The sequence below is a fragment of the Kitasatospora sp. NPDC048540 genome (genome assembly GCF_040651175.1).
In the GTDB taxonomy this organism is placed as follows: domain Bacteria; phylum Actinomycetota; class Actinomycetes; order Streptomycetales; family Streptomycetaceae; genus Kitasatospora.
The window spans coordinates 21,084-42,863 of the sequence record NZ_JBEZIR010000025.1; the positions used below are offsets into that span (position 1 = coordinate 21,084).

The 21,780-nt window shown below is 68.7% G+C and carries 17 protein-coding genes; 1 reads left to right on the plus strand and 16 read right to left on the minus strand.

Annotation, left to right across the window (positions count from 1 at the left end; all coding sequences use genetic code 11):
• Positions 1 to 35: 35 nt before the first annotated feature.
• The 16 genes from AB0D08_RS12875 to typA all read right to left on the minus strand — a co-directional run bounded on the left by AB0D08_RS12875 (position 36) and on the right by typA (position 20,314).
• Entirely contained in the window at positions 36 to 1,055 is a 1,020-nt protein-coding gene (locus AB0D08_RS12875) for a dipeptide ABC transporter ATP-binding protein (RefSeq protein WP_359888334.1), read from the minus strand.
• The gene (locus AB0D08_RS12880; protein ID WP_359888337.1) at positions 1,048 to 2,103 is read right to left on the minus strand and encodes an ABC transporter ATP-binding protein; all 1,056 of its coding nucleotides are present in this window, start codon (positions 2,101 to 2,103) and stop codon (positions 1,048 to 1,050) included. The genes AB0D08_RS12875 and AB0D08_RS12880 overlap by 8 nt, the downstream gene beginning before the upstream one ends.
• A 47-nt stretch (positions 2,104 to 2,150) precedes the next feature.
• Positions 2,151 to 3,077 (minus strand): ABC transporter permease, encoded by a 927-nt coding sequence (locus AB0D08_RS12885; protein WP_359888340.1) that lies wholly within the window; start codon positions 3,075 to 3,077, stop codon positions 2,151 to 2,153.
• A gap of 10 nt (positions 3,078 to 3,087) precedes the next feature.
• Positions 3,088 to 4,017 (minus strand): ABC transporter permease, encoded by a 930-nt coding sequence (locus tag AB0D08_RS12890; protein WP_033826231.1) that lies wholly within the window; start codon positions 4,015 to 4,017, stop codon positions 3,088 to 3,090.
• Between the two features lie 168 nt (positions 4,018 to 4,185).
• The gene (locus AB0D08_RS12895; protein ID WP_233289471.1) at positions 4,186 to 5,844 is read right to left on the minus strand and encodes an ABC transporter substrate-binding protein; all 1,659 of its coding nucleotides are present in this window, start codon (positions 5,842 to 5,844) and stop codon (positions 4,186 to 4,188) included.
• A 413-nt stretch (positions 5,845 to 6,257) separates the two neighbouring features.
• On the minus strand, positions 6,258 to 7,421 hold the full coding sequence (locus tag AB0D08_RS12900) for a dipeptide ABC transporter ATP-binding protein (protein WP_359888344.1): 1,164 nt from the start codon (positions 7,419 to 7,421) through the stop codon (positions 6,258 to 6,260).
• Positions 7,411 to 8,463 carry an ABC transporter ATP-binding protein gene (locus AB0D08_RS12905; RefSeq protein WP_033824777.1) on the minus strand — a complete coding sequence of 351 codons (1,053 nt, stop codon included), beginning with the start codon at positions 8,461 to 8,463 and terminating at the stop codon, positions 7,411 to 7,413. The genes AB0D08_RS12900 and AB0D08_RS12905 overlap by 11 nt, the downstream gene beginning before the upstream one ends.
• Before the next feature lie 15 nt (positions 8,464 to 8,478).
• The gene (locus AB0D08_RS12910) at positions 8,479 to 9,477 is read right to left on the minus strand and encodes an ABC transporter permease (RefSeq protein ID WP_033824778.1); all 999 of its coding nucleotides are present in this window, start codon (positions 9,475 to 9,477) and stop codon (positions 8,479 to 8,481) included.
• Complete coding sequence (locus tag AB0D08_RS12915) at positions 9,470 to 10,396, minus strand: ABC transporter permease (protein WP_033824779.1); 927 nt, start codon at positions 10,394 to 10,396, stop codon at positions 9,470 to 9,472. Before AB0D08_RS12915 ends, AB0D08_RS12910 begins: the two co-directional genes overlap by 8 nt.
• Positions 10,397 to 10,505: 109 nt before the next feature.
• A complete protein-coding gene (locus AB0D08_RS12920; protein WP_033824780.1) occupies positions 10,506 to 12,137 on the minus strand; it encodes an ABC transporter substrate-binding protein in 1,632 nt (543 codons plus the stop codon).
• A 164-nt stretch (positions 12,138 to 12,301) separates the two neighbouring features.
• A complete protein-coding gene (locus tag AB0D08_RS12925) occupies positions 12,302 to 13,324 on the minus strand; it encodes a dipeptide ABC transporter ATP-binding protein (protein WP_359888348.1) in 1,023 nt (340 codons plus the stop codon).
• Positions 13,317 to 14,372: an ABC transporter ATP-binding protein gene (locus AB0D08_RS12930; protein WP_033825750.1), complete on the minus strand. Its 1,056-nt coding sequence runs from the start codon at positions 14,370 to 14,372 to the stop codon at positions 13,317 to 13,319. The genes AB0D08_RS12925 and AB0D08_RS12930 overlap by 8 nt, the downstream gene beginning before the upstream one ends.
• Before the next feature lie 17 nt (positions 14,373 to 14,389).
• A complete protein-coding gene (locus AB0D08_RS12935; protein WP_033825751.1) occupies positions 14,390 to 15,328 on the minus strand; it encodes an ABC transporter permease in 939 nt (312 codons plus the stop codon).
• Complete coding sequence (locus AB0D08_RS12940) at positions 15,321 to 16,247, minus strand: ABC transporter permease (protein ID WP_033825752.1); 927 nt, start codon at positions 16,245 to 16,247, stop codon at positions 15,321 to 15,323. Before AB0D08_RS12940 ends, AB0D08_RS12935 begins: the two co-directional genes overlap by 8 nt.
• Positions 16,248 to 16,384: 137 nt before the next feature.
• Positions 16,385 to 18,022 carry an ABC transporter substrate-binding protein gene (locus tag AB0D08_RS12945; RefSeq protein WP_033825753.1) on the minus strand — a complete coding sequence of 546 codons (1,638 nt, stop codon included), beginning with the start codon at positions 18,020 to 18,022 and terminating at the stop codon, positions 16,385 to 16,387.
• Between the two features lie 423 nt (positions 18,023 to 18,445).
• The gene (typA, locus tag AB0D08_RS12950) at positions 18,446 to 20,314 is read right to left on the minus strand and encodes a translational GTPase TypA (protein WP_033825754.1); all 1,869 of its coding nucleotides are present in this window, start codon (positions 20,312 to 20,314) and stop codon (positions 18,446 to 18,448) included.
• A 254-nt stretch (positions 20,315 to 20,568) separates the two neighbouring features.
• Here typA and AB0D08_RS12955 point away from each other — a divergent pair, with 254 nt between their 5' ends.
• Entirely contained in the window at positions 20,569 to 21,771 is a 1,203-nt protein-coding gene (locus tag AB0D08_RS12955; protein WP_359888352.1) for a hypothetical protein, read from the plus strand.
• Positions 21,772 to 21,780 lie beyond the last annotated feature (9 nt).

Genomic DNA, 21,780 nt, shown 5'->3' on the forward strand with positions numbered 1-21,780 from the left:
CCCGGGGCCCGCTCCTGGCTGCCGTACGCGCCCGCTCAGGCCGCCGCGGTCGGCTGCCTCACCTCGGCGAAGTGACAGGCCGACTCGTGCGCGGCCGGGCCGCTGAGCACCTGCGGCACCGCCAGCAGCGGCACCTCGGTCGAGCAGCGCTCCTCCGCCTTCCAGCAGCGGGTACGGAAGCGGCAGCCCGACGGCGGGTTGGCCGGCGAGGGCACGTCGCCCACCAGCACGATCCGGTCGCGGGTCTCACGGCCCGTCGGGTCCGGCACCGGCACCGCGGACAGCAGCGCCTGGGTGTACGGGTGGGTGGCGTGGTCGTAGATCTGCTCCTCGGTGCCGATCTCGACCAGCTTGCCGAGGTACATCACGCCGACCCGGTCGGAGATGTGCCGGACGATCGAGAGGTCGTGCGCGATGAACATGTACGACAGGTCGAAATCGCTCTGCAGCTGGTCCAGCAGGTTGATCACCTGGGCCTGGACCGAGACGTCGAGCGCGGAGACCGGCTCGTCGCAGATGATGATCTCCGGCTTGAGCGCCAGGCCGCGGGCGATGCCGATGCGCTGGCGCTGACCGCCGGAGAACTGGTGCGGATACCGGTTGATGTACTCCGGGTTCAGCCCCACCACGTCCAGCAGGTCCTGCACCGCCTTGCGGCGGTCACCCTTCGGCGCCACCTCCGGGTGGATCTCGTACGGCTCGCCGATGATGTCACCCACCGTCATCCGGGGGTTCAGCGAGGTGTACGGGTCCTGGAACACCATCTGGATGTTGCGGCGCACCGCGCGCAGCGCCCGGCCGCTCAGCCGGCTGATGTCCTCGCCCTTGTACAGCACCTCGCCGGCGGTGGCCCGCTCCAGGTTCATCAGGACCTTGGCCAGCGTCGACTTGCCGCAGCCCGACTCGCCGACGATGCCCAGCGTCTCGCCCTTGTGCAGGGTGAGGGTGACCCCGTCGACCGCCCGCACCGCGCCGATCTGCTTCTTGAACAGGATGCCCTGGGTCAGCGGGAAGTGCTTGACCAGGTCCCGGACCTCCAGGATGGGCTCAGCCATGGAGGGTCTCCTTCCAGAAGTGGCAGGCGCTGCGCCGGCCTTCGAGCTCGGCGCCGTCCACGTCCAGGACGGGCTGCAGGAGCGGCCGGTCGGACCGGCAGAGATCCGTGGCCGCGTCGCAGCGCGGGTTGAAGGAACATCCCGTGGGCAGGTGCAGCAGGCTCGGCGGCAGGCCCTTGATCGCGTACAGGTCCTGGCCCTTCTGGTCCAGGCGCGGGATCGAGCGGAGCAGGCCCTTGGTGTACGGGTGCGCCGGGTTGGCGTACAGCTCGTGCACGGGGGCCGTCTCCACGATCCGGCCGGCGTACATCACCGCGATCTTGTCCGCCACGTCCGCGACCACACCGAGGTCGTGGGTGATCAGGATCAGACCCATGCGGTACTCGGCCTGCAGCTCCGCCAGCAGGTCCATCACCTGCGCCTGCACCGTCACGTCCAGCGCCGTGGTCGGCTCGTCCGCAATGATCAGGTCCGGCTGCAGCGCCAGCGCCATCGCGATCATGATCCGCTGGCGCATACCGCCGGAGAACTGGTGCGGGTAGTCGGTGACCCGCTGCTTGGCGGCCGGGATCCGCACCCGGTCCATCAGCTCGACGGCCTTGGCGAAGGAGTCCTTCTTCGACATGCCCTCGTGCACCCGGAAGACCTCGCCGAGCTGCCAGCCCACCGAGAAGACCGGGTTGAGCGCCGACAGCGCGTCCTGGAAGATCATCGCGATCTTCCGGCCGCGGATCTTCCGGCGCTCCTCCTCCGGCATGGTGAGCAGGTCCTCACCCCGGTAGAGCACCCGCCCGCCGCTGATCCGGCCGGGCGGGGTGTCCAGGATGCCCATGATCGCCTGCGCGGTCACCGACTTGCCCGAACCGGACTCGCCCAGCACCGCCAGGGTCTCCCCCGAGGCGACGCTGTAGCTGACCCCGTTCACCGCCCGGGCGACCCCGTCCCGGGTCACGAACTCCACCTGCAGGTCGTCGACCTGCAGCAGCGCCGGTTCGGCGCCGTCCGGCCGCAGTTCCACGGCCGGACCGTCCTGCACTGCCTTGTCCATACCCTTGCCGCTCCCGCTCCGCGTCGCGTCCGTGCTCGTCATGCCGCTCACCGCAACTTCGGGTCGAGAGCGTCGCGGACCCCGTCGCCGACGAAGATGAAGCCCAGCGAGGTGAGCACCACCGCGAGCGAGGGCAGGGTCCACATGTAGTCGTACACACCGATGAAGCCCCGGCCGGAGGCGAGCATGTTGCCCCACTCCGGGACCTCGGGGCTGACACCCACGCCGAGGTAGGACAGCGCGGCCTCGGCGACCACCGCGAGTCCGACGTTGAAGGTGCCGAAGATGATCACCGGCGCGATCGAGTTGGGCAGGATGTGCCGCAGGATCACCCGCAGGTGCCCGGCGCCCAGCGCGCGGGCGGCGTGCACGTAGTCCATCTCCCGGGCGGACAGCACCGAGCTGCGCAGCAGTCGCGCGACGGTGGCCCAGCCGAAGATGGCCAGCGACAGCACCACCGGCCACACCCCGCGGCCGGTCACGGTGATGATGATGATCGAGCCGATCAGCAGCGGGAAGGCGAAGAAGACGTCCGCCGCGCGCATCACCAGGGTGTCGTAGAACCGGCCGAAGTAGCCGGCTATCGCGCCCAGCACGATGCCGATCAGCAGCGTCAGGATGATCGACACCAGGCCCACGAACACCGCGATCCGGGAGCCGTAGATCACCCGGGAGAGTTGGTCGCGGCCCAGGATGTCGGTGCCGAACAGGTGCTCCCCGGTCGGCGGCTGGAGGGTGTTCATCAGGTTCTGCTTGAGCGGGTCGTACGGCGAGATCCAGGGCGCGAAGGCCGCCGTGAACAGCAGGCCGGCCACCAGCACCAGGCCGACCAGCGCCAGCTTGTTGGCGGCGAAGCGGTGCCAGACCTCCTGCCACTCGCGGACCACCTTGACGGCCGGCTCACCGGATCCGTCGGATCCGCGCTGGGCGGGAATGTCCTTGTCCAGCGGGACAGTTGTCGTTTCGTCAGTCATTTCGGCGCCCTCAGCTCAGCCGGATGCGGGGGTCGAGCATGGCGTACAGCAGGTCCACGACCAGGTTGAGCACCACGAAGATCGCGACCGTCCAGGTGGCCACCGCGACCACGACGGGGTTGTTCTGCTGCTGGATCGCGGTGGACATCGCCATGCCGATGCCGTCCCAGTTGAAGATGGTCTCGGTGATGATCGCGCCGCCCATCAGGCCGCCGAACGAGATGCCGAGGTACGTGACCACCGGGATCACCGAGTTGCGCATCACGTGCTTGAGCAGCACCTGCCGCTTGGGGACGCCCTTGGCGATCGCCGTCTTGACGTAGTCGGCGCGCAGGACCTCCAGCATGGTGCCGCGCATCAGCCGGGCGACCAGCGCCGCGTCGATGATGGCCAGCGTGAAGGCGGGCAGGATGAGCTGCACCGGATCGCTCGGGTCGCCGATCACCGGCACCCACTTGAGCTGCACGGCGAAGAGGTTGAGCATCAGCATGCCGATCACGAAGGTCGGGAAGCCGACCAGCAGGGTGGTGATCAGCGTGACCACGGTGTCCAGCAGCGAGTACCGCTTGAGCGCCGCGAGGATGCCGACGGCCGCGCCCAGCAGCACGTCGATCGCCATCGCGGCGACGGCCAGCTTGGAGGTGTTGATCAGCTTCGGCATCAGGATCTCGGTGACCTGGCGGCGCTGGGTGTAGTCCTCACCCATGTCGCCCTGGACCAGCTTGCCGACGTAGGTGCCGTACTGGACGATCAGCGGCTTGTCGAGTCCGTACTGCTCGCGCAGCTGCTTGACGACGGCGGGGTCACGGGCGCGCTCGCTGCCGCCCAGCGAACCGACCGGGTCACCCGGGATGACGAACAGGCAGGCGAACAGGATGAGGGTCGCGCCGAGCAGCACGATCACCATCTGGCCGAGCCTTCGCAGGACGTATCTGCCCATGGAATTGCCTCTCTGTGTGGTTGCGGCAGATCGGCGTCGCCCACCCCTGCGCTCCGCCGGGTCGGGCGGGCACGGTGGACCGCCGGCCCTGCCTGGTCGAGGCAGGGCCGACGGCGGTGGGATTCCGTACGGATCGAGGAACGGGCTGCGCCTGGTGCGAAGGGCCGGTTACTTCTGCGAGACCTTCGACAGGGTCGGGTTCTCGTTGAAGTCGTAGGACAGGTTGACCCACTTCTCGGTGTTGGCGACGCGCTGCTGGGTGCGGTTCCACAGCGGGATCAGCGCCAGGTCGTCACCGATCGCGAGCTTCTCGGCCTGCTGGTACAGCTTGGTGCGCTCGGCCTGGTCCTTGGAGGCGGTGGCCTTCTGGAGCAGGGCGTCGAACGCCGGGTTGCTGTAGCGGCCGCGGTTGTCGCCCTGCACCTCGTGGGTGGCCGGGTCCTCGTTGATCGCCGAGGTGGACAGCAGCGGGTTCAGGAAGTTGCCGGGGGTCGGGTAGTCGGCGCCCCAGGCCGCGCGGTACAGGCCGGTGGCGTCCGGGCCCTGCTCCTTCTTCAGCAGCTCCTTGAACGGGATGCCGTCGATCTGGACGTCGAGGCCGAGGACCTCCTTCAGCTGCTGGGCGACGGCCTGCACCCAGGCGTCGTGGCCGCCACCGGTGTTGTAGCCGAAGTACAGCTTGGTGCCGGGGGTCAGGCCGGCCTTGGCCGCGAGCTCCTTGGCCTTGTCCTTGTCCTGCTTGCCGCAGCTGGTGCAGACGCCGGGCTGGTAGGCGTCCTTGAAGGCCGGCGGGACCAGCGTGGTGGCCTTGTTGCGGAAGCCCTTGAACACACCGGCGACGATCGCGTCACGGTCGATCGCGTAGGAGACCGCCTCGCGGGCCTCCTTGCTCTTCAGCGGACCGTTGAAGGTGATCGGCAGGATGTAGTTCATGCCGTTGGCGTCCCAGTTGAGGAACTCGCCCTTGGGCTCGTAGACGGCCTTGGCCGCGCCGAGCTGCTCGGTGGGCATCCGGGCCCAGTCGAACTGGCCGGCCTGGAAGCCCTGGTACTCCAGCTGGTCGGCGTTGGCCGAGTTCAGGATGGAGATCTCGACCTTGTCCAGGTGCGCCTTCGTCAGCCCGTAGCTGTCGTTGCGGACCAGGGTGATCTTGCTGTTGTGCTGCCAGGGGCCGTCCAGCTTGAACGGGCCGTTGCCGATCGGCTGGTCGTTGTAGGTCTTGTTGGTGGCCGGACCGGCGTCCTTGGTCACCGGGCTGAACACGGTGTGGAAGGTCCGCAGGTCGAACTCGCAGTCCTTGATGGCGAGCTTGACGACCAGGGTGTTCGGGTCCGGCGCGGTCAGGCCGGAGAAGGTGGTCGCGGAGCCGTCCTGGAGCTTGTCGAAGCCGTCGATCTCGGCCATGTGGTACGCGACGTCGGAGGCGGCGTCCTTGGCGGCGGCGCGGGTCCAGCCGCGGATGAAGGACTCGGCGTCGACGGCCTCACCGTTGCTGAAGGTGGTGCCGCTCTTGATCTTGAACGTCCACTGGCTGCAGTCGTCGTTCGGGGTGCGGCTCTCGGCGAGCGCGTTGGACAGCTTGCCGTCGGCGTCGACGCTGGTCAGGCCGGTGAACAGGGCCTGGGTGACCAGGGTGCCCTCGGACTCCTGCGTGTTGTAGGGGTCGATCGCGGTCGGCTCGACAATGCCCAGCCGGAACGTGCCGCCGTCCTTGGCGGGAGCGTTGTTGTTCTGGGACGGCTTGGCCCCGTTGCTGCTGGTGCTCCCGCCATTGCTGCAGGCGGCCACAGCCAGGACGGTGGAGGCCGCCACCACTGTCCATCGCATTGCCTTGGTGAGCCTCATTCAACTGCCTCTCGAGTCAGGGCGGGGAACGAAGTAGCTCCTTCGCCGCCCGGTGTTCCAGGCAGGCTGAAGGCCAACATTGGGGAGCCGTCGCCAAGTTGGCGACGCGCCCGCTGATCCGCGTGGAGCAACTATCGATCACCCCTCCCCCCGCGCGGAATCGCTGGCACATCTCTTTTCTGTTACATGGCCCTGCCAAGACGATGTATTCCGCCGTAATCTCTCGCATATCGTTCACAGAGTTTCACAGATTGAACACCGCATATCGGACGATCAAGTCCGTTTTATGCAAAGAGAGTTGACGATCCGTTGACCTGTCACCCGGGAGCCCTGCCGGACAGCAGCGAGGCCCGCCCCCGGTGACCGGGGACGGGCCGTGGTACGGGCGGGCCGGGTCAGTCGGCGCCGGGCGTCCCGCTGCCGGTTCCGGGCGCAGCCGGACCCGGTCCGTCACCGCCCCGCTCGCCGACCGCCCCCGCGCCGCTCTCCCGCTCGCCGGCGAAGTGGCAGGCCGAGTCGTGTGCCGCCAGCCCCTGCAGCCAGGCGCGCGAGCCGAGTTCGGGCAGCTCGACGGCGCAGCGCTCCTGCGCCTTCCAGCAGCGGGTGCGGAAGCGGCAGCCCGACGGCGGGTTGGCCGGCGAGGGCACGTCGCCCACCAGCACGATCCGGTCCCGCTCCGAGCGGGCCTTCGGGTCCGGCACCGGTACGGCGGAGAGCAGCGCCTGGGTGTAGGGGTGGGTGGCGTGCTCGTAGATCTCGGCGTCGGACCCGACCTCCACGATCTTCCCGAGGTACATCACGCCGACCCGGTCGGAGATGTGCCGGACGATCGAGAGGTCGTGCGCGATGAACATGTAGGAGAGGTTGAACTCGTCCTGCAGCTTCTCCAGCAGGTTGATCACCTGGGCCTGGACCGAGACGTCGAGCGCGGAGACCGGCTCGTCGCAGATGATGACCTCGGGCTTGAGCGCCAGGCCGCGGGCGATGCCGATGCGCTGGCGCTGACCGCCGGAGAACTGGTGCGGGTACCGGTTGATGTACTCCGGGTTGAGACCGACCACGTCCAGCAGGTCCTGGACGGCCTTGCGGCGGTCGCCCTTCGGCGCCACCTCCGGGTGGATCTCGTACGGCTCGCCGATGATGTCGCCGACCGTCATCCGGGGGTTCAGCGAGGTGTACGGGTCCTGGAACACCATCTGGATGTTGCGGCGCACCGCCTTCAGCGCGGCGCCCGACAGCCGGGAGATCTCCTCCCCCTTGTAGCGCACCGAGCCGGCGGTGGCGGGCTCCAGGTTCATCAGGACCTTGGCCAGCGTCGACTTGCCGCAGCCCGACTCGCCGACGATGCCCAGCGTCTCGCCCTGCATCAGGTCGAAGCTGACCCCGTCGACCGCCTTGACCGCGCCGACCTGCTTCTTGAACACCGCCCCCTTGGTCAGCGGGAAGTGCTTGACCAGGTCGCGGACCTCCAGGATCGGCTCGCCCTTGGGCACCCGGTGCCGGAACGCGATCTCCTCCGGTGCGGCCGCGCTGATCGGACTGGCCCCACTAGGCGTCATCGAGGGTCTCCTTCCAGAAGAAGCAGGCGCTGCCCCGGCCGGGGGCGGGCGTGCCGTCGGCCGCGGTGACGTCGAAGAGCCTGGGCACCTCCTGGCGGCAGATCTCCTGCGCCCGGGGGCAGCGCGGGTTGAAGGCGCAGCCCGGGGGGATCCGCAGCAGGTTGGGCGGCAGGCCCTTGATCGCGTAGAGCTCCTGGCCCTTCTGGTCCAGGCGCGGGATCGAGTCGAGCAGGCCGCGGGTGTAGGGGTGCGCGGGGCTGGCGTACAGCTCGTGCACGGGGGCGGTCTCCACGATCCGGCCGGCGTACATCACCGCGATCTTGTCCGCCACGTCGGCGACCACACCGAGGTCGTGGGTGATCAGGATCAGACCCATGTGGTACTCGGCCTGCAGCTCCGCCAGCAGGTCCATCACCTGCGCCTGCACCGTGACGTCCAGCGCGGTGGTGGGCTCGTCCGCGATGATCAGGTCCGGTTCCAGGGCCAGCGCCATCGCGATCATGATCCGCTGGCGCATACCGCCGGAGAACTGGTGCGGGTAGTCCGACACCCGGTCCTTGGCGGCCGGGATCCGCACCCGGTCCATCAGCTCGATCGACCTGGCCTTGGCCTCGGCCCGCGAGGCGCCGCGGTGCGCGCGGAACATCTCGCCGAGCTGGTGGCCGACGCTGAGCACCGGGTTGAGGGAGGAGAGCGCGTCCTGGAAGATCATCGCGATCCGCTGGCCGCGGATCCTGCGGCGCTCCTCGCGGCCCATCTTCAGCAGGTCCTGGCCGCGGTAGAGGATCTCGCCCTGCGGGATCCGGGCCGGCGGCATGTCCAGGATGCCCATGATGGCCTGGGCGGTGACGGACTTGCCGGACCCGGACTCTCCGAGCACGGCGAGCGTCTCCCCGGCGCTGACGGTGTAGTTGACGCCGTTGACGGCCTTGGCGACCCCGTCCCGGGTCTTGAACTCGACGTGCAGGTCGCGGACTTCGAGCAGCGGGCCGGGGTACGGCTCCTGCCGCTCGGAGCGGCCGAACTCGACAGCGGTAGTCACGGGGCGTCCCCTCGCTCAGCGCAGCTTCGGGTCGAGGGCGTCGCGCACCGCGTCGCCCATCATGATGAAGGCCAGCACGGTGACGGAGAGCGCCGCGGCCGGGAAGAACAGCACGTACGGCGCCTGCCGGATCACCTTCTGGGCCGAGGAGATGTCCACGCCCCAGGAGATGGTCGGGTCCTGCAGGCCGATGCCGAGGAAGCTCAGTGTCGCCTCGGCGGTGATGTAGCCGCCGAGCGCGATGGTGGCGACCACGATCACGGGGGCCAGCGCGTTCGGCAGGATGTGCCGGAACATCAGCCGGTTGGTGCCGGCGCCGAGCGCCTTCCCGGCCACCACGTAGTCGGCCTGCTTGACCGTGATGACCGCACCGCGCATCACGCGGGCGATCTGGGTCCAGCCGAGCACGGCCAGCGCCAGCACCACGGTCCAGACCGTGCGGGTGGTGAAGGCGTTCAGCAGCACCAGGCAGCCGAGCAGCAGCGGGATGCCGAAGAAGATGTCGATCACCCGGGAGAGCACGCTGTCCACCCAGCCGCCGAAGAAGCCGGCGGCCATCCCGGCCAGCCCGCCGAGGACGGTGACCGCCAGGGTGACGCAGATGCCCACCGTGATCGAGGCCCGGGCCCCGTACAGCACCCGGGCGTAGACTGAGCGGCCCTGGCCGTCGTAGCCCCACCAGCCGGCGCCGAAGAAGTCCGTCCAGTCGGGCGGCCGCAGGAAGTCCTTGGCCAGGTTGGCCTGGCGCGGGTTGGCGTTGGTGAACAGGCCGGGGAAGATCGCGATGATCACCAGCAGCACGATCAGCAGCGCCGAGAGGATGAAGATCGGCTGACGGCGCAGGTCCCGCCAGGCGTCGCCCCAGAGGCTGCGGGCCTCCTCGCGCTTGGCCGGGTCGGGTTCGATCAGGGTGTCCTGCTCGACCAGCAGCCCCTGGTTGCCGACGTAGTCGAGGTGGCCGCTGCCGGGCGGGGGGAGCGGCTTGGGGTCGTTCTCGTCGTGCACGTCAGGCATAGCGGATCCTCGGGTCCAGAACGGCGTAGAGCAGGTCGACGAGCAGGCTGGCGACCAGGTAGACCACGACCAGCACGGTGACGATGCCGACCACCGTCGGGCCCTCCTTCTGGCCGATCGCCCGGTAGAGGATGTTGCCGACGCCCTTGATGTTGAAGATGCCTTCGGTGACGATCGCGCCGCCCATCAGCGCGCCCAGGTCGGTACCGAGGAAGGTGACCACCGGGATCAGCGAGTTGCGCAGCAGGTGGCGGGTGACGATGGTGCGGCGCGGCAGGCCCTTGGCGGTGGCGGTGCGGATGTAGTCGGCCCGCAGGTTCTCGCCGATCGAGGTCCGGGTGAGCCGGGCGACGTACGCGAGCGAGAGGGCGGCCAGCACGGCGCCGGGCAGGATCAGCTGGGTGATGTCCTCGGAGTCCTGCACGGTCGGGGTGACCCAGCCCAGGTCGGTGGCGAACACCGTCTGGGCGATGTAGCCGAGCACGAAGACCGGGATCGAGATCACCAGCAGGGTGATGATCAGGACCAGGGTGTCCCAGATGGTGCCGCGCTTGAGGCCGGAGAGCACGCCGAGCGGCAGGCCGACCACGATCTCGAAGAAGAAGGCGACCAGGGCCAGCCGGATGGTGACCGGGAAGGCGTCCGCCATGATGTCGGCGACCGAGCGGCCGGTGAAGCTGGTGCCGAAGTCGAGGTGGAAGAGGTTGTTCATGTAGTGCAGGTACTGCTTCCACAGCGGCTGGTCGAGGTAGTACTTGTGCCGCAGGCTGGCCACCTGCGCGGGGTCGGCCGCCTTGTCGCCGAACATCGCCGCGATCGGGTCGCCCGGGAGGGCGTAGACCATCACGAAGATCAGGAACGTCGCGCCGAGGAACACCGGGATCATCTGCAGCACGCGCCGGATAATGTAGCTGCCCATCGTGCCTCCTTCCGGGAGGTGACCTGGGGCGCGCCCGGGAGCGGGGGACGGGCCCTAGAGCCGGGGCCCCGCCCTCCGTGCGGGGAGGACGGGGCCGGTACGGGCGGGATCAGCCCTTGACCTCGACCTGGGTCCAGGCCGGGTTGCCGAAGGAGTCGAACGTGACGTTCTGGACGTTGTTGGAGTAGCCCGAGTTGGTCCGGTAGTACCAGAGCGGGATGGCGGGCATGTCCTGCGGCAGGACGGCCTCGGCCTGCTGGTAGCCGGTCGCCGAGTCCTGGATGGTGGGCGCCGCGTCGGCCTGGGCGGCGAGCTGGTCGAACTGCGGGCTGGAGTAGCCGAAGTCGTTGGCGGCCGCGCCGGTGCGGTACACGTCGGACAGGAAGTTGGCGTTCAGCGGGTAGTCCTGCTGCCAGCCGGTGCGGAACGCGCCGCTGATCTGGTGGCCGGTGATCGCCGCCCGGGCGGTCTTGAAGTCGGTCTTGGGGTCGCCGGCGCAGTCCACCCCGGTGTTCTGCCGGATCGAGTTGCAGACCGCGTCCACCCACTCCTTGTGGCCGCCGTCGGCGTTGTAGGTGATGGTCAGCCGGCCGCCGGGCACGCCGCCGCCCTCGGCGATCAGCTGCTTGGCCTTGGCCGGGTCGAAGTTGCAGAAGTCGCCGCAGGTACCGGCCTTGTAGCCTTCGACGCCCTGGGCGACCCAGGAGGAGGCCGGCGCCCGGGAGCCCTGCAGCACCGTCTTGGTGATGGTGTCGCGGTCGATCGCCATCGACAGCCCCTGGCGGACCTTGGCGGTGTTGGCGCCCTGCCACTCGGGCTGGTACAGCGTGAAGCCGATGTTCTGGATCGAGCCCTGGGGCTCGTCGATCGCCCGGTTGCCGAGGTCGCTCTTGTAGCTGGACAGCGCGGACGGCGGCACCTGGTCCATCACGTCCAGGTTGTCCGACTGCAGGTCCGCGTAGGCGGCCTCGGCGGTGGTGTACATCTTGAAGACGACGCCGCCGTTCTTCGGCTTGTCGACGCCCATGTAGCCCGGGTAGGTCTTGGTCACCACCTGGGAGTTGTGGTCCCAGCTGACGAACTGGTACGGACCGTCGCCGACCGGCTTCTGGCCGTACCCCGCCGGGTCGTTGAAGAAGGCGTCGGGCAGCGGGGAGAAGGCGATGTAGCCGAGCTTGTAGGGGAAGTACGAGACCTTGCTGCTCAGCTTGATGGTGAAGTGGGTGTCGTCCACCACCGTCAGCCCGGACATGGTGGTCTTGGTGGCGGGGGCGCCGCCCGCCGGGTGGACGTCCTGGTAGCCCTCGATGTCGGAGAACCAGGAGCTGTTGATCTGGTTGTTGGCGGTGGTCGCCGCCCAGTTCCAGGCGTTCACGAAGTTGGCGGCCTTGACCGGGGTGCCGTCGTGGAAGGTCCAGCCGGACTTCATGGTGACGTTGAAGGTCTGCGAGTCGCTGGTGTCGATGGAGTCCGCGACCTGCATCCGCAGCGTGGCGTTGCTCGGGTCGTAGTCGGCCAGGCCCTTGAAGAGGTTCTGCAGGATGCGTCCACCGCCGACCTCGTTGGCGTTGGCCGGCTGCAGCGGGTTCTGCGGTTCGCTGCTCTGGTAGCTGAACGTCTTGCCGGTGTCCGAGGAACCGCTGCTGCTGCCTCCGCCGCCACTGCTGCCACAGCCGGTGGCCACCAGGGCCACGGATGTCGCAGCGATGACGGCCCGGCGCACTCGGGTGGCTGCGGGCATGGAGCTTCCTCCTAGGGGTGTGGAACGCATCACACCCCATGAGAAGCGCGGCCCGGCGGCGGCGCGACCGTAGTACCGCCGGATGGGTGCGTGCTCATGGGCCGTCAGGAGACGCCGAAGGGCCCGGGGTGCGGTAGTGCACCCCGGGCCCTTCGGACGGGCTGTCAGGCCGTGGTCGCGGCGGCCTCGCGGACCTCGGCGAAGTGGCAGGCCGACTCGTGCGCGGCCGGGCCGCTGAGCACCTGCGGCACCGCCAGCAGCGGCACCTCGGTCGAGCAGCGCTCCTCCGCCTTCCAGCAGCGGGTGCGGAAGCGGCAGCCCGACGGCGGGTTGGCCGGCGAGGGGATGTCCCCGGAGAGCACGATCCGGTCGCGGGTCTCACGGCCCGTCGGGTCCGGCACCGGCACCGCGGACAGCAGCGCCTGGGTGTACGGGTGGGTGGCGTGGTCGTAGATCTGCTCGTCGGAGCCGATCTCGACCAGCTTGCCCAGGTACATCACGCCGACCCGGTCCGAGATGTGCCGGACGATCGAGAGGTCGTGGGCGATGAACATGTAGGAGAGCTCGAAGTCCTTCTGGAGCTGCTCCAGCAGGTTGATCACCTGGGCCTGGACCGACACGTCGAGCGCGGAGACCGGCTCGTCGCAGATGATGATCTCCGGCTTGAGCGCCAGGCCGCGGGCGATGCCGATGCGCTGGCGCTGACCGCCGGAGAACTGGTGCGGGTACCGGTTGATGTACTCCGGGTTCAGCCCCACCACGTCCAGCAGATCCTGCACCGCCTTGCGGCGGTCGCCCTTCGGCGCCACCTCCGGGTGGATCTCGTACGGCTCGCCGATGATGTCACCCACCGTCATCCGCGGGTTGAGCGAGGTGTACGGGTCCTGGAACACCATCTGGATGTTGCGGCGCACGGCCTTCAGCGCGGCGCCCGACAGCCGGGAGATGTCCTCGCCCTTGTACAGCACCTGGCCGGCGGTGGCCCGCTCCAGGTTCATCAGGACCTTGGCCAGCGTCGACTTGCCGCAGCCCGACTCGCCGACGATGCCGAGCGTCTCGCCCTTCTGGAGCGAGAACGAGATGCCGTCCACGGCCTTGACCGCGCCGACCTGCTTCTTGAAGAGGATGCCCTGGGTCAGCGGGTAGTGCTTGACCAGGTCGCGGACCTCCAGGATGGGCTCAGCCATGGAGGGTCTCCTTCCAGAGGTGGCAGGCGCTCTTGCGGCCGGCGAGCTCGGCGCCGTCCTTGTCGAGCACCTGGTGCAGCGCCGGGATCTCGGTGCGGCAGAGGTCGGTGGCGGCGTCGCAGCGCGGGTTGAAGGCGCAGCCGGCCGGGACCTTGAGCAGGTTCGGCGGCAGGCCCTTGATCGCGTACAGGTCCTGGCCCTTCTGGTCCAGGCGCGGGATCGAGCGGAGCAGGCCCTTGGTGTACGGGTGCGCCGGGTTGGCGTACAGCTCGTGCACGGGGGCGGTCTCCACGATCCGGCCGGCGTACATCACCGCGATCTTGTCCGCGACGTCGGCGACCACACCGAGGTCGTGGGTGATCAGGATCAGACCCATGTGGTACTCGGCCTGCAGCTCCGCCAGCAGGTCCATCACCTGCGCCTGGACGGTGACGTCCAGGGCCGTGGTCGGCTCGTCCGCAATGATCAGGTCCGGCTCCAGGGCCAGCGCCATCGCGATCATGATCCGCTGGCGCATACCGCCGGAGAACTGGTGCGGGTAGTCGCCGACGCGCTGGGCGGCGGCGGGGATGCGCACCCGGTCCATCAGCTCGATGGCCTTGGCCTTGGCCTCCTTGCGGGAGGCACCCTGGTGGACCCGGAACATCTCGCCGAGCTGGTAACCGACGCTGAGCACCGGGTTCAGCGAGGAGAGCGCGTCCTGGAAGATCATCGCGATCTTCCGGCCGCGGATCTTCCGGCGCTCCTCGTTGGACATCTTGAGCATGTCCTGGCCGCGGAAGAGGATCTCACCCGAGGTGATCCGGCCGGGCGGCATGTCGAGGATGCCCATGATGGTCTGGGCGGTGACGGACTTGCCGGAGCCGGACTCGCCGAGGACGGCGAGCGTCTCGCCGGCGGCGACGCTGTAGTTGACGCCGTTGACGGCCTTGGCGACGCCGTCCCGGGTCTTGAACTCCACGTGCAGGTCGCGGACGTCGAGCAGGGGGGTGCCGGGGGCGAGCCGCTCGGCGGCCGCGGTGGGCTTGTTCTCGGTCGCAGTGGTCATGGTGCGTGCCACCTCTCTCAGCGCAGCTTGGGGTCGAGGGCGTCACGCACCGCGTCGCCGAGCATGATGAACGCCAGCACCGTGATGCTGAGCATGCCCGCGGGGAAGAACAGTGCGAACGGGGCGGTGCGGATCACCTTCTGGGCCGAGTTGATGTCGATGCCCCAGGAGATGGTCGGGTCCTGCAGACCGATGCCGAGGAAGCTCAGCGTCGCCTCGGTGGCGATGTAGCCGCCGAGCGCGATGGTGGCGACCACGATCACGGGGGCGATCGCGTTCGGCAGGATGTGCTTGACCATGATCCGCGTGGTGCCGGCACCGAGCGCCTTGGCGGCGGTGACGTAGTCGGCCTGCTTGACCGTGATGACCGAGCCGCGCATGACGCGGGTCATCTGGGTCCAGCCGAGGGCGACCAGCGCGAAGACCACGCTCCAGATGGTGCGCGAGGTGAAGGCGTTGAGCACGACGAGGGCGCCGAGCAGCAGCGGGATGCCGAAGAAGATGTCGGTGACCCGGGAGACGATGGTGTCGACCCAGCCGCCGAAGTAGCCGGCGATCATGCCGGTGATGCCGCCGAGGACGGTGACACCGGCGGTGACGCAGATGCCCACGACCACCGACGCACGGGCGCCGTAGATCACCCGGGCGTAGATCGAGCGGCCCTGGCCGTCGTAGCCGAACCAGTCCGGCTGGAACAGGTGGCCGTAGTTCGGCTTGGTCAGGAAGTGCGTGCGCAGGTCACCGGCGCGCGGGTCCACCGAGGTGAACAGGCCCGGGGCGATGGCGATCACGATCAGCAGCACGATCAGCAGCGCGGAGATCACGAAGATCGGGCGGCGGCGCAGGTCGTGCCAGGCGTCCAGACCGAGGCTGCGGGCCTTCTCCGGCTTGGCCTCGGGGACCTCGGCCGCGCGCTGCGCGGGGATCTCGGTCTTGGTGTCGGTCAGGTCAGGCATACCGGATCCTCGGGTCCAGGACCGCGTAGAGCAGGTCGACGATCAGGCTGGCGGCGAGGTAGACCAGCACCAGGACGACCACGAATCCGGAGACCGTGGCGCCTTCCTTCAGGTTGATGGCGTGGTAGAGCTCGAAACCGACGCCCTTGACGTTGAAGATGCCCTCGGTGACGATCGCGCCGCCCATCAGGGCGCCCAGGTCGGTGCCGAGGAAGGTGACGACCGGGATCATCGAGTTGCGCAGCAGGTGGGTACCGATGACCTTGCGCTTGGGCAGGCCCTTGGCGACCGCGGTGCGCATGTAGTCGGCCTTGATGTTCTCGGCTATCGAGGTCCGGGTCAGCCGGGCCACGTACGCCAGCGACAGCGAGCCCAGGACGATGGCGGGCAGCAGCAGCTGGCCGAGGTTCATCGAGTCCTGGACGGTCGGCGTCACCCAGCCGAGCTGGGTGGAGAAGATGTTCTGGAAGATGAAGCCCAGCACCGGCACCGGAATGGAGATCAGCAGCAGGGTGAGGACCAGGGTGCCCTTGTCGAAGGCCTTGCCGCGGCGCAGACCGGCGAACAGGCCGATCGTCACACCGAGCACGATCTCGATGGCGAACGCCAGCAGCGCGAGGCGCAGGGTGACCGGGAAGGCGCCGCTGATCTTGTCGATCACCGGGCGGCCGTCCATCGCCATGCCGAAGTCGCCCCGGAACAGCTTGCCCAGGTAATCGAGGTACTGCTGGATCAGTGGCTGGTCCAGGCCCCTCGCGTGCTTGAACGCGGCGAGCTGGGCCGGGTCCACCGCCTTGTCGCCCCACATCGCGGCGACCGGGTCTCCCGGAAGGATGTGCACCATGAAGAAGATCAGGGTGACCGTACCCAGGAAGACCGGGATCATTTGGAGCAGTCGCCTCGCGACAAAGCGCCCCATCATGCCTCCATCCAATGCTCTGCCGGGCCGTCATCCCGTCACAGAGGTTCTATGGCGTGACAAGGCCGGTGCCGGTCCGCCCTTGTGGGGCGGAGGGCACCGGCCGTGTCGGTTCAAGCCGTGCGGTGCCGGCCTGATTACTTCTGCTTGACCTCGACCTGGGTGAAGACCGGGTCACCGAACGAGTCGAACTTCACGTTCTGGACGTTGTTCGAGTAGCCCGAGGTGGTCTTGTAGTACCAGAGCGGGATCGCCGGCATGTCCTTGGCCAGCTGGGCCTCGGCCTGCTGGTACAGCTCGGCGGTCTTCTCGACCGTGGTGGCCTTGTCGGCCTCGGCGGCGAGCTTGTCGAACTCCGGGTTGGAGTAGCTGCCGTCGTTGGCCGCGGCACCCGTGCCGTAGACGTCACGCAGGAAGTTGGCGTTCAGGGGGTAGTCCTGCACCCAGCCGGTCCGCATCATGCTCTGGACCTGCTTCTTCTTGATGATGTCGCGCGAGGTCTTGAAGTCCGGCTTCGGGTCGCCGACGCACTCGACGCCGGTGGCCTGGCGGATGGAGTTGCAGACCGCGTCCACCCACTCCTTGTGGCCGCCGTCGGAGTTGTAGACGATGGTGATCTTGTTGTCCGGGACGCCGCCGCCCTCGGTGATCAGCTGCTTGGCCTTGGCCGGGTCGTACTTGCAGGCGTCGCCGCAGGTGTTGTCCTTGTAACCCATGGCGCCGGGGGCGACCCAGCTGTTGGCGGGCTGGCGCGAGCCGTTCAGGACGGTCTTGGTGATGGTGTCACGGTCGATCGCCATCGACAGGCCCTGGCGGACCTTGGCCTTGTCGACCGGCTTCCAGGCGTCCTGGTACATCGCGAACGAGATGTTCTGGATGGCGCCCTGGGCCTGGTCCACGGCACGGCTGCCGAGGTCGGTCTTGTAGGAGGCGAGGTCGCTCGGGTCGACCTGGTCCAGCACGTCGACGTTGTCGGACACCAGGTCCTTGTACGCCGCCTCGGGCTGGGTGTAGTTCTTGAAGACGATGCCGCCGTTCTTCGGCTTGTCGAGGCCCGCGTACTTGTCGTACGCGGCGACGGTGATCGCCTTGTTGTGCTCCCACGAGACGAACTTGTAGGGGCCGTTGCCGATCGGGTTCTGGCCGTACTTCGCCGGGTCGGTGAAGAACGCCTTCGGCAGCGGCGAGAAGGCCGTGTAGCCGAGCTTGTACTGGAAGTACGAGACCGGGCCGGTCAGCTGGATGGTGAAGTGGGTGTCGTCGACGACCTTCAGACCGGACATGGTCTCGGCCTTCGGGTCACCGGCGTCCGGGTGGACGTCGGTGTAGCCGGCGATGTCGGAGAACCAGTCCGAGTTGATCTGGTTGTTCTTGGTGTTCGCCGACCAGTTCCAGGCGTCCACGAAGGAGGACGCGGTCACCGGGGTGCCGTCGTGGAAGGTCCAGCCGGACTTCAGGGTGACGGTGTAGTTGGTGGCGTCGGTGGTCTCGATCTTCTCGGCCACCTGGTTGCGCAGCTTGCCGTCGGCGGGGTCGTAGTCGACGAGGCCCTTGAAGAGCTGCTTGATGATGCGACCGCCACCGACCTCCATGGCGTTGGCCGGCTGGAGCGGGTTCTGCGGCTCGCTGCTCTGGTAGCTGAACGTGCCCTGGGCGTTGACCGCACCGGTGGACGAACCGCCGCCGCTGGACGCGCCGTTGCTGCCGCAAGCGGTAGCTGCGAGGGCGACCGCGACTGCTGCGACGACCCACTTGGCCTGGCTGGCACCGCGCATGGGTGTGCCTCCTGAATCCGTGTTTCAAACGAGAGCGCACCGCGGGGGTCGGCCGGCATCACTGCCACTGCCGAACGGTGCTTTCCTCGCCCGAGGTTCGGCGCGCACCCCTGCGCGTAACCCTTGACCCGAGCTCGACTGAACCCACTATCGGTCACACACGGATACGAACATGACCACTAGGGATCTCAATTTGGTCACATGGGTGGCGAGTTGGTTTTGAGAAACGGACATTCAGGACATACACAGACAGGGTCGAAACGGACAGTTGTCATGAACGACGGTCTGTCACGTCCGATTAACGAACTACTGAATGGTCATCTTCCGCTCCACTCCTACGCGCGTCGACCACGGAGCGTAAGAAAGGCGCCGGCCGGCCACCCCGCCCCGAAGGGCGGAGGGCCGGCCGGCGCCGCTACCGCGTCAGTTCTTCTTGGCGCGCGAGGCCGTGCGGCCGCGCTCCTTCTGGTCCAGGACGACCTTGCGGATGCGCACGGTCTCCGGGGTCACCTCGATGCACTCGTCCTCGCGGCAGAACTCCAGGGACTGCTCCAGCGAGAGCTTGCGCGGCGGCACCAGGTTCTCGGTGGTGTCCGAGGACGCCGCACGCATGTTGGTGAGCTTCTTCTCCTTGGTGATGTTGATGTCCATGTCGTCCTGGCGCGAGTTCTCGCCGACGATCATGCCCTCGTACACCTCGGTGGTGGGCTCCACGAACAGGGTGCCGCGCTCCTGGATGCCCATCATCGCGAACGGCGTCACGACGCCCGCGCGGTCGGCCACCAGGGAGCCGTTGTTGCGCATCCGCAGCTCGCCGAACCACGGCTCGTGGCCCTCGAAGATGGAGTGCGCGATACCGGTACCGCGGGTGTCGGTGAGGAACTGGGTCCGGAAGCCGATCAGGCCGCGCGACGGGACGATGAACTCCATGCGCACCCAGCCGGAGCCGTGGTTGGTCATGGTCTCCATGCGGCCCTTGCGGGTCGCCATCAGCTGGGTGATGGCACCGAGGTACTCCTCGGGGCTGTCGATGGTCATCCGCTCGACCGGCTCGTGCACCTTGCCGTTGACGAGCTTGGTGACCACCTGCGGCTTGCCGACGGTCAGCTCGAACAGCTCCCGGCGCATGGTCTCGACCAGGATGGCCAGCGCCAGCTCGCCACGGCCCTGGACCTCCCAGGCGTCGGGGCGGTCGGTCGGCAGCACGCGCAGCGAGACGTTACCGATCAGCTCGCGGTCCAGGCGGTCCTTGACCATGCGGGCGGTGACCTTGTGGCCCTTGCCGCCCTTGCCGACCAGCGGCGAGGTGTTGGTGCCGATGACCATCGAGATGGCCGGCTCGTCGACCGTGATCAGCGGCAGCGCGATCGGGTTCTCCAGGTCGGCCAGGGTCTCGCCGATCATGATGTCCGGGATGCCCGCGACGGCGCAGATGTCGCCGGGGCCGGCCACCTCGGCCGGCTTGCGGGTGAGCGCCTCGGTCATCAGCAGCTCGGTGATCTTGACCTGCTGGATCGAGCCGTCCCGCTTGATCCACGCGACCTGCTGGCCCTTGCGCAGCTCGCCCTGCTCGACGCGGCAGAGCGCGATGCGGCCGAGGAAGTTGTCCGCGTCCAGGTTGGTGACGTGGGCCTGCAGCGGCGCGTCCTCGTCGTAGGACGGGGCCGGGACGTGCTCCAGGATGGTCGAGAAGAACGGCTCGAGGGAGTCGCTGTCGGCCGGGACGGTGCCGTCCTCCGGCTTGGTCATCGAGGCGACGCCGTCACGCGCACAGGCGTAGACGATCGGGAACTCGATCTGGTCCTCGGTGGCGTCGAGGTCCAGGAAGAGGTCGTAGGTCTCGTTGATGACCTCGGCGATCCGGGCGTCCGGACGGTCGGTCTTGTTGATGCAGAGGATGACCGGGAGCTTGGCGGTCAGCGCCTTGCGGAGCACGAAGCGGGTCTGCGGAAGCGGACCCTCAGACGCGTCGACCAGCAGCACGACCGCGTCGACCATCGACAGGCCGCGCTCGACCTCGCCACCGAAGTCGGCGTGGCCGGGGGTGTCGATGATGTTGATCGTGATCGGCGCGCCACCCTCCTTGGGGTGGTACTTGACGGCGGTGTTCTTCGCGAGAATCGTGATGCCCTTCTCGCGCTCCAGGTCGTTCGAGTCCATCATCCGGTCGTCGAGGTGCTGGTGGGCGGCGAAGGCGCCGGCCTGCTTCAGCATGGCGTCGACCAGCGTGGTCTTGCCGTGGTCGACGTGGGCGACGATGGCAACGTTGCGGATGTCATTGCGCGTGGGCATGCGGAGCGAACTCTCCCGAAATCGTGGGTTACGGCGCCCCGGCTGCGACCCTGCGACCTGACGACCCCTGTTGATCGCTGCCGCCGTACCGCCTGCTACTACCGGTCCACCTGCCGGGCACGACATGCCACGGCTTGTTCCTATCGTACGGGGAACCACCCACCGGGGCCGAAACGGAGGGCCCCGAGGGGGTCAAGATCACAACTGGGTCACCGCTCTTCCACCCCCTGAGCCCGCTGCCCCAACCTGGCGGGATGAAGAATTCACCCCGTGCCGGGAGGCCCGGAAACACCCGGTCCGGCTTCCGCTGGCCCTTCTACCTGGTGATCGGCGCAGCCATCGCCTTCACCCTGCTCACCCGGCAGGACGGCGGCTCCGGCGGACCCGACCCGCTGCTGGACGGCCTCGGCGCCGGGCTCGGCGCCCTGCTCGGCCTGCAGTTCACCCTCGCCCTCCAACTGCTGCTCGGCGGTGCCGGCGGCGTGGCCCCCACCGCTCTCGCCCTCGGCTTCGGCGCCCGGGTGACCACCCTGCGGGTCGGCGGGATGGCACTCACCGTGCGCCGGATCCCCGTCCCGTTCGTGTCGGCCGACAGCACCGTGGTGGCCGGGCCCCGGCTGCGGGTACGGCTGTGGCTGACCACCCTGGTCTCCGTCGCGGTCCCGATCACCACCGCCGGCCTGCTGATCATCGGCACCTCCGGCTTCCCCAGGGCGCTCGGTTTCGGCCTGCTGATGCTGCCCGCGATGTCGCTGACCGTGCTCGCCCGGATACCGCTCACGGCCGGCTGGATCCTGTTCCTGATGCCGCTGCGTCCCGGCGCGCTGGAAGCCCTCGCGACGAGCCCGGACGAGCTGGCGGGCGGCCGGGCGATGCGCCTGGGCCGGCTCGGCGAGGCCCGCGCCGCGCTCGACCGGGCGCCGGCCGACGGCCCGCCGCGCCTCGCGTCGGCCCAGCTGCGGGCCCAGGTCGCGCTCGGCGAGGGCAGGTACCAGGAGGCCGCCGCCGCGGCCTACCAGGCGGCGACGCTGGCCCCGCACGCCAGGATGTCGGGCCTCGCCCACCACCTGCGGGCCGCCGCGCTGGTCGGCGCCGCGGAGACCGGCGAACTGCCGCCGGCCGAGTACCTGCCCCGCCTCGCCGAGTCGCTCGGCCTCGCGCACGCCGCGGTCCCCGTGCTGACCCGCTACCTGGGCACCCGCGCCGACCAGGCCCTGCTGGAGGGCCACCGCGACGCCGCGCTCGCGCACGCGCGGACCGCCGCCAAACTCGCCGTCGACGCCTTCTGGCAGGCCAACGCCGAGTGCTCGACCGCCGCCGCGCTGGCCGCCCTCGGCCGCCCCGACGAGGCCCGCACCGCCCTGGACCGGGCCCGGCAGGCGATGCCGGAGCTGGCCCGGATCGAGATCGTGGCCGGCCGGATCGGGCTGATGGAGGTCACCCCGGCCGGTGCGTGACACCGGCCG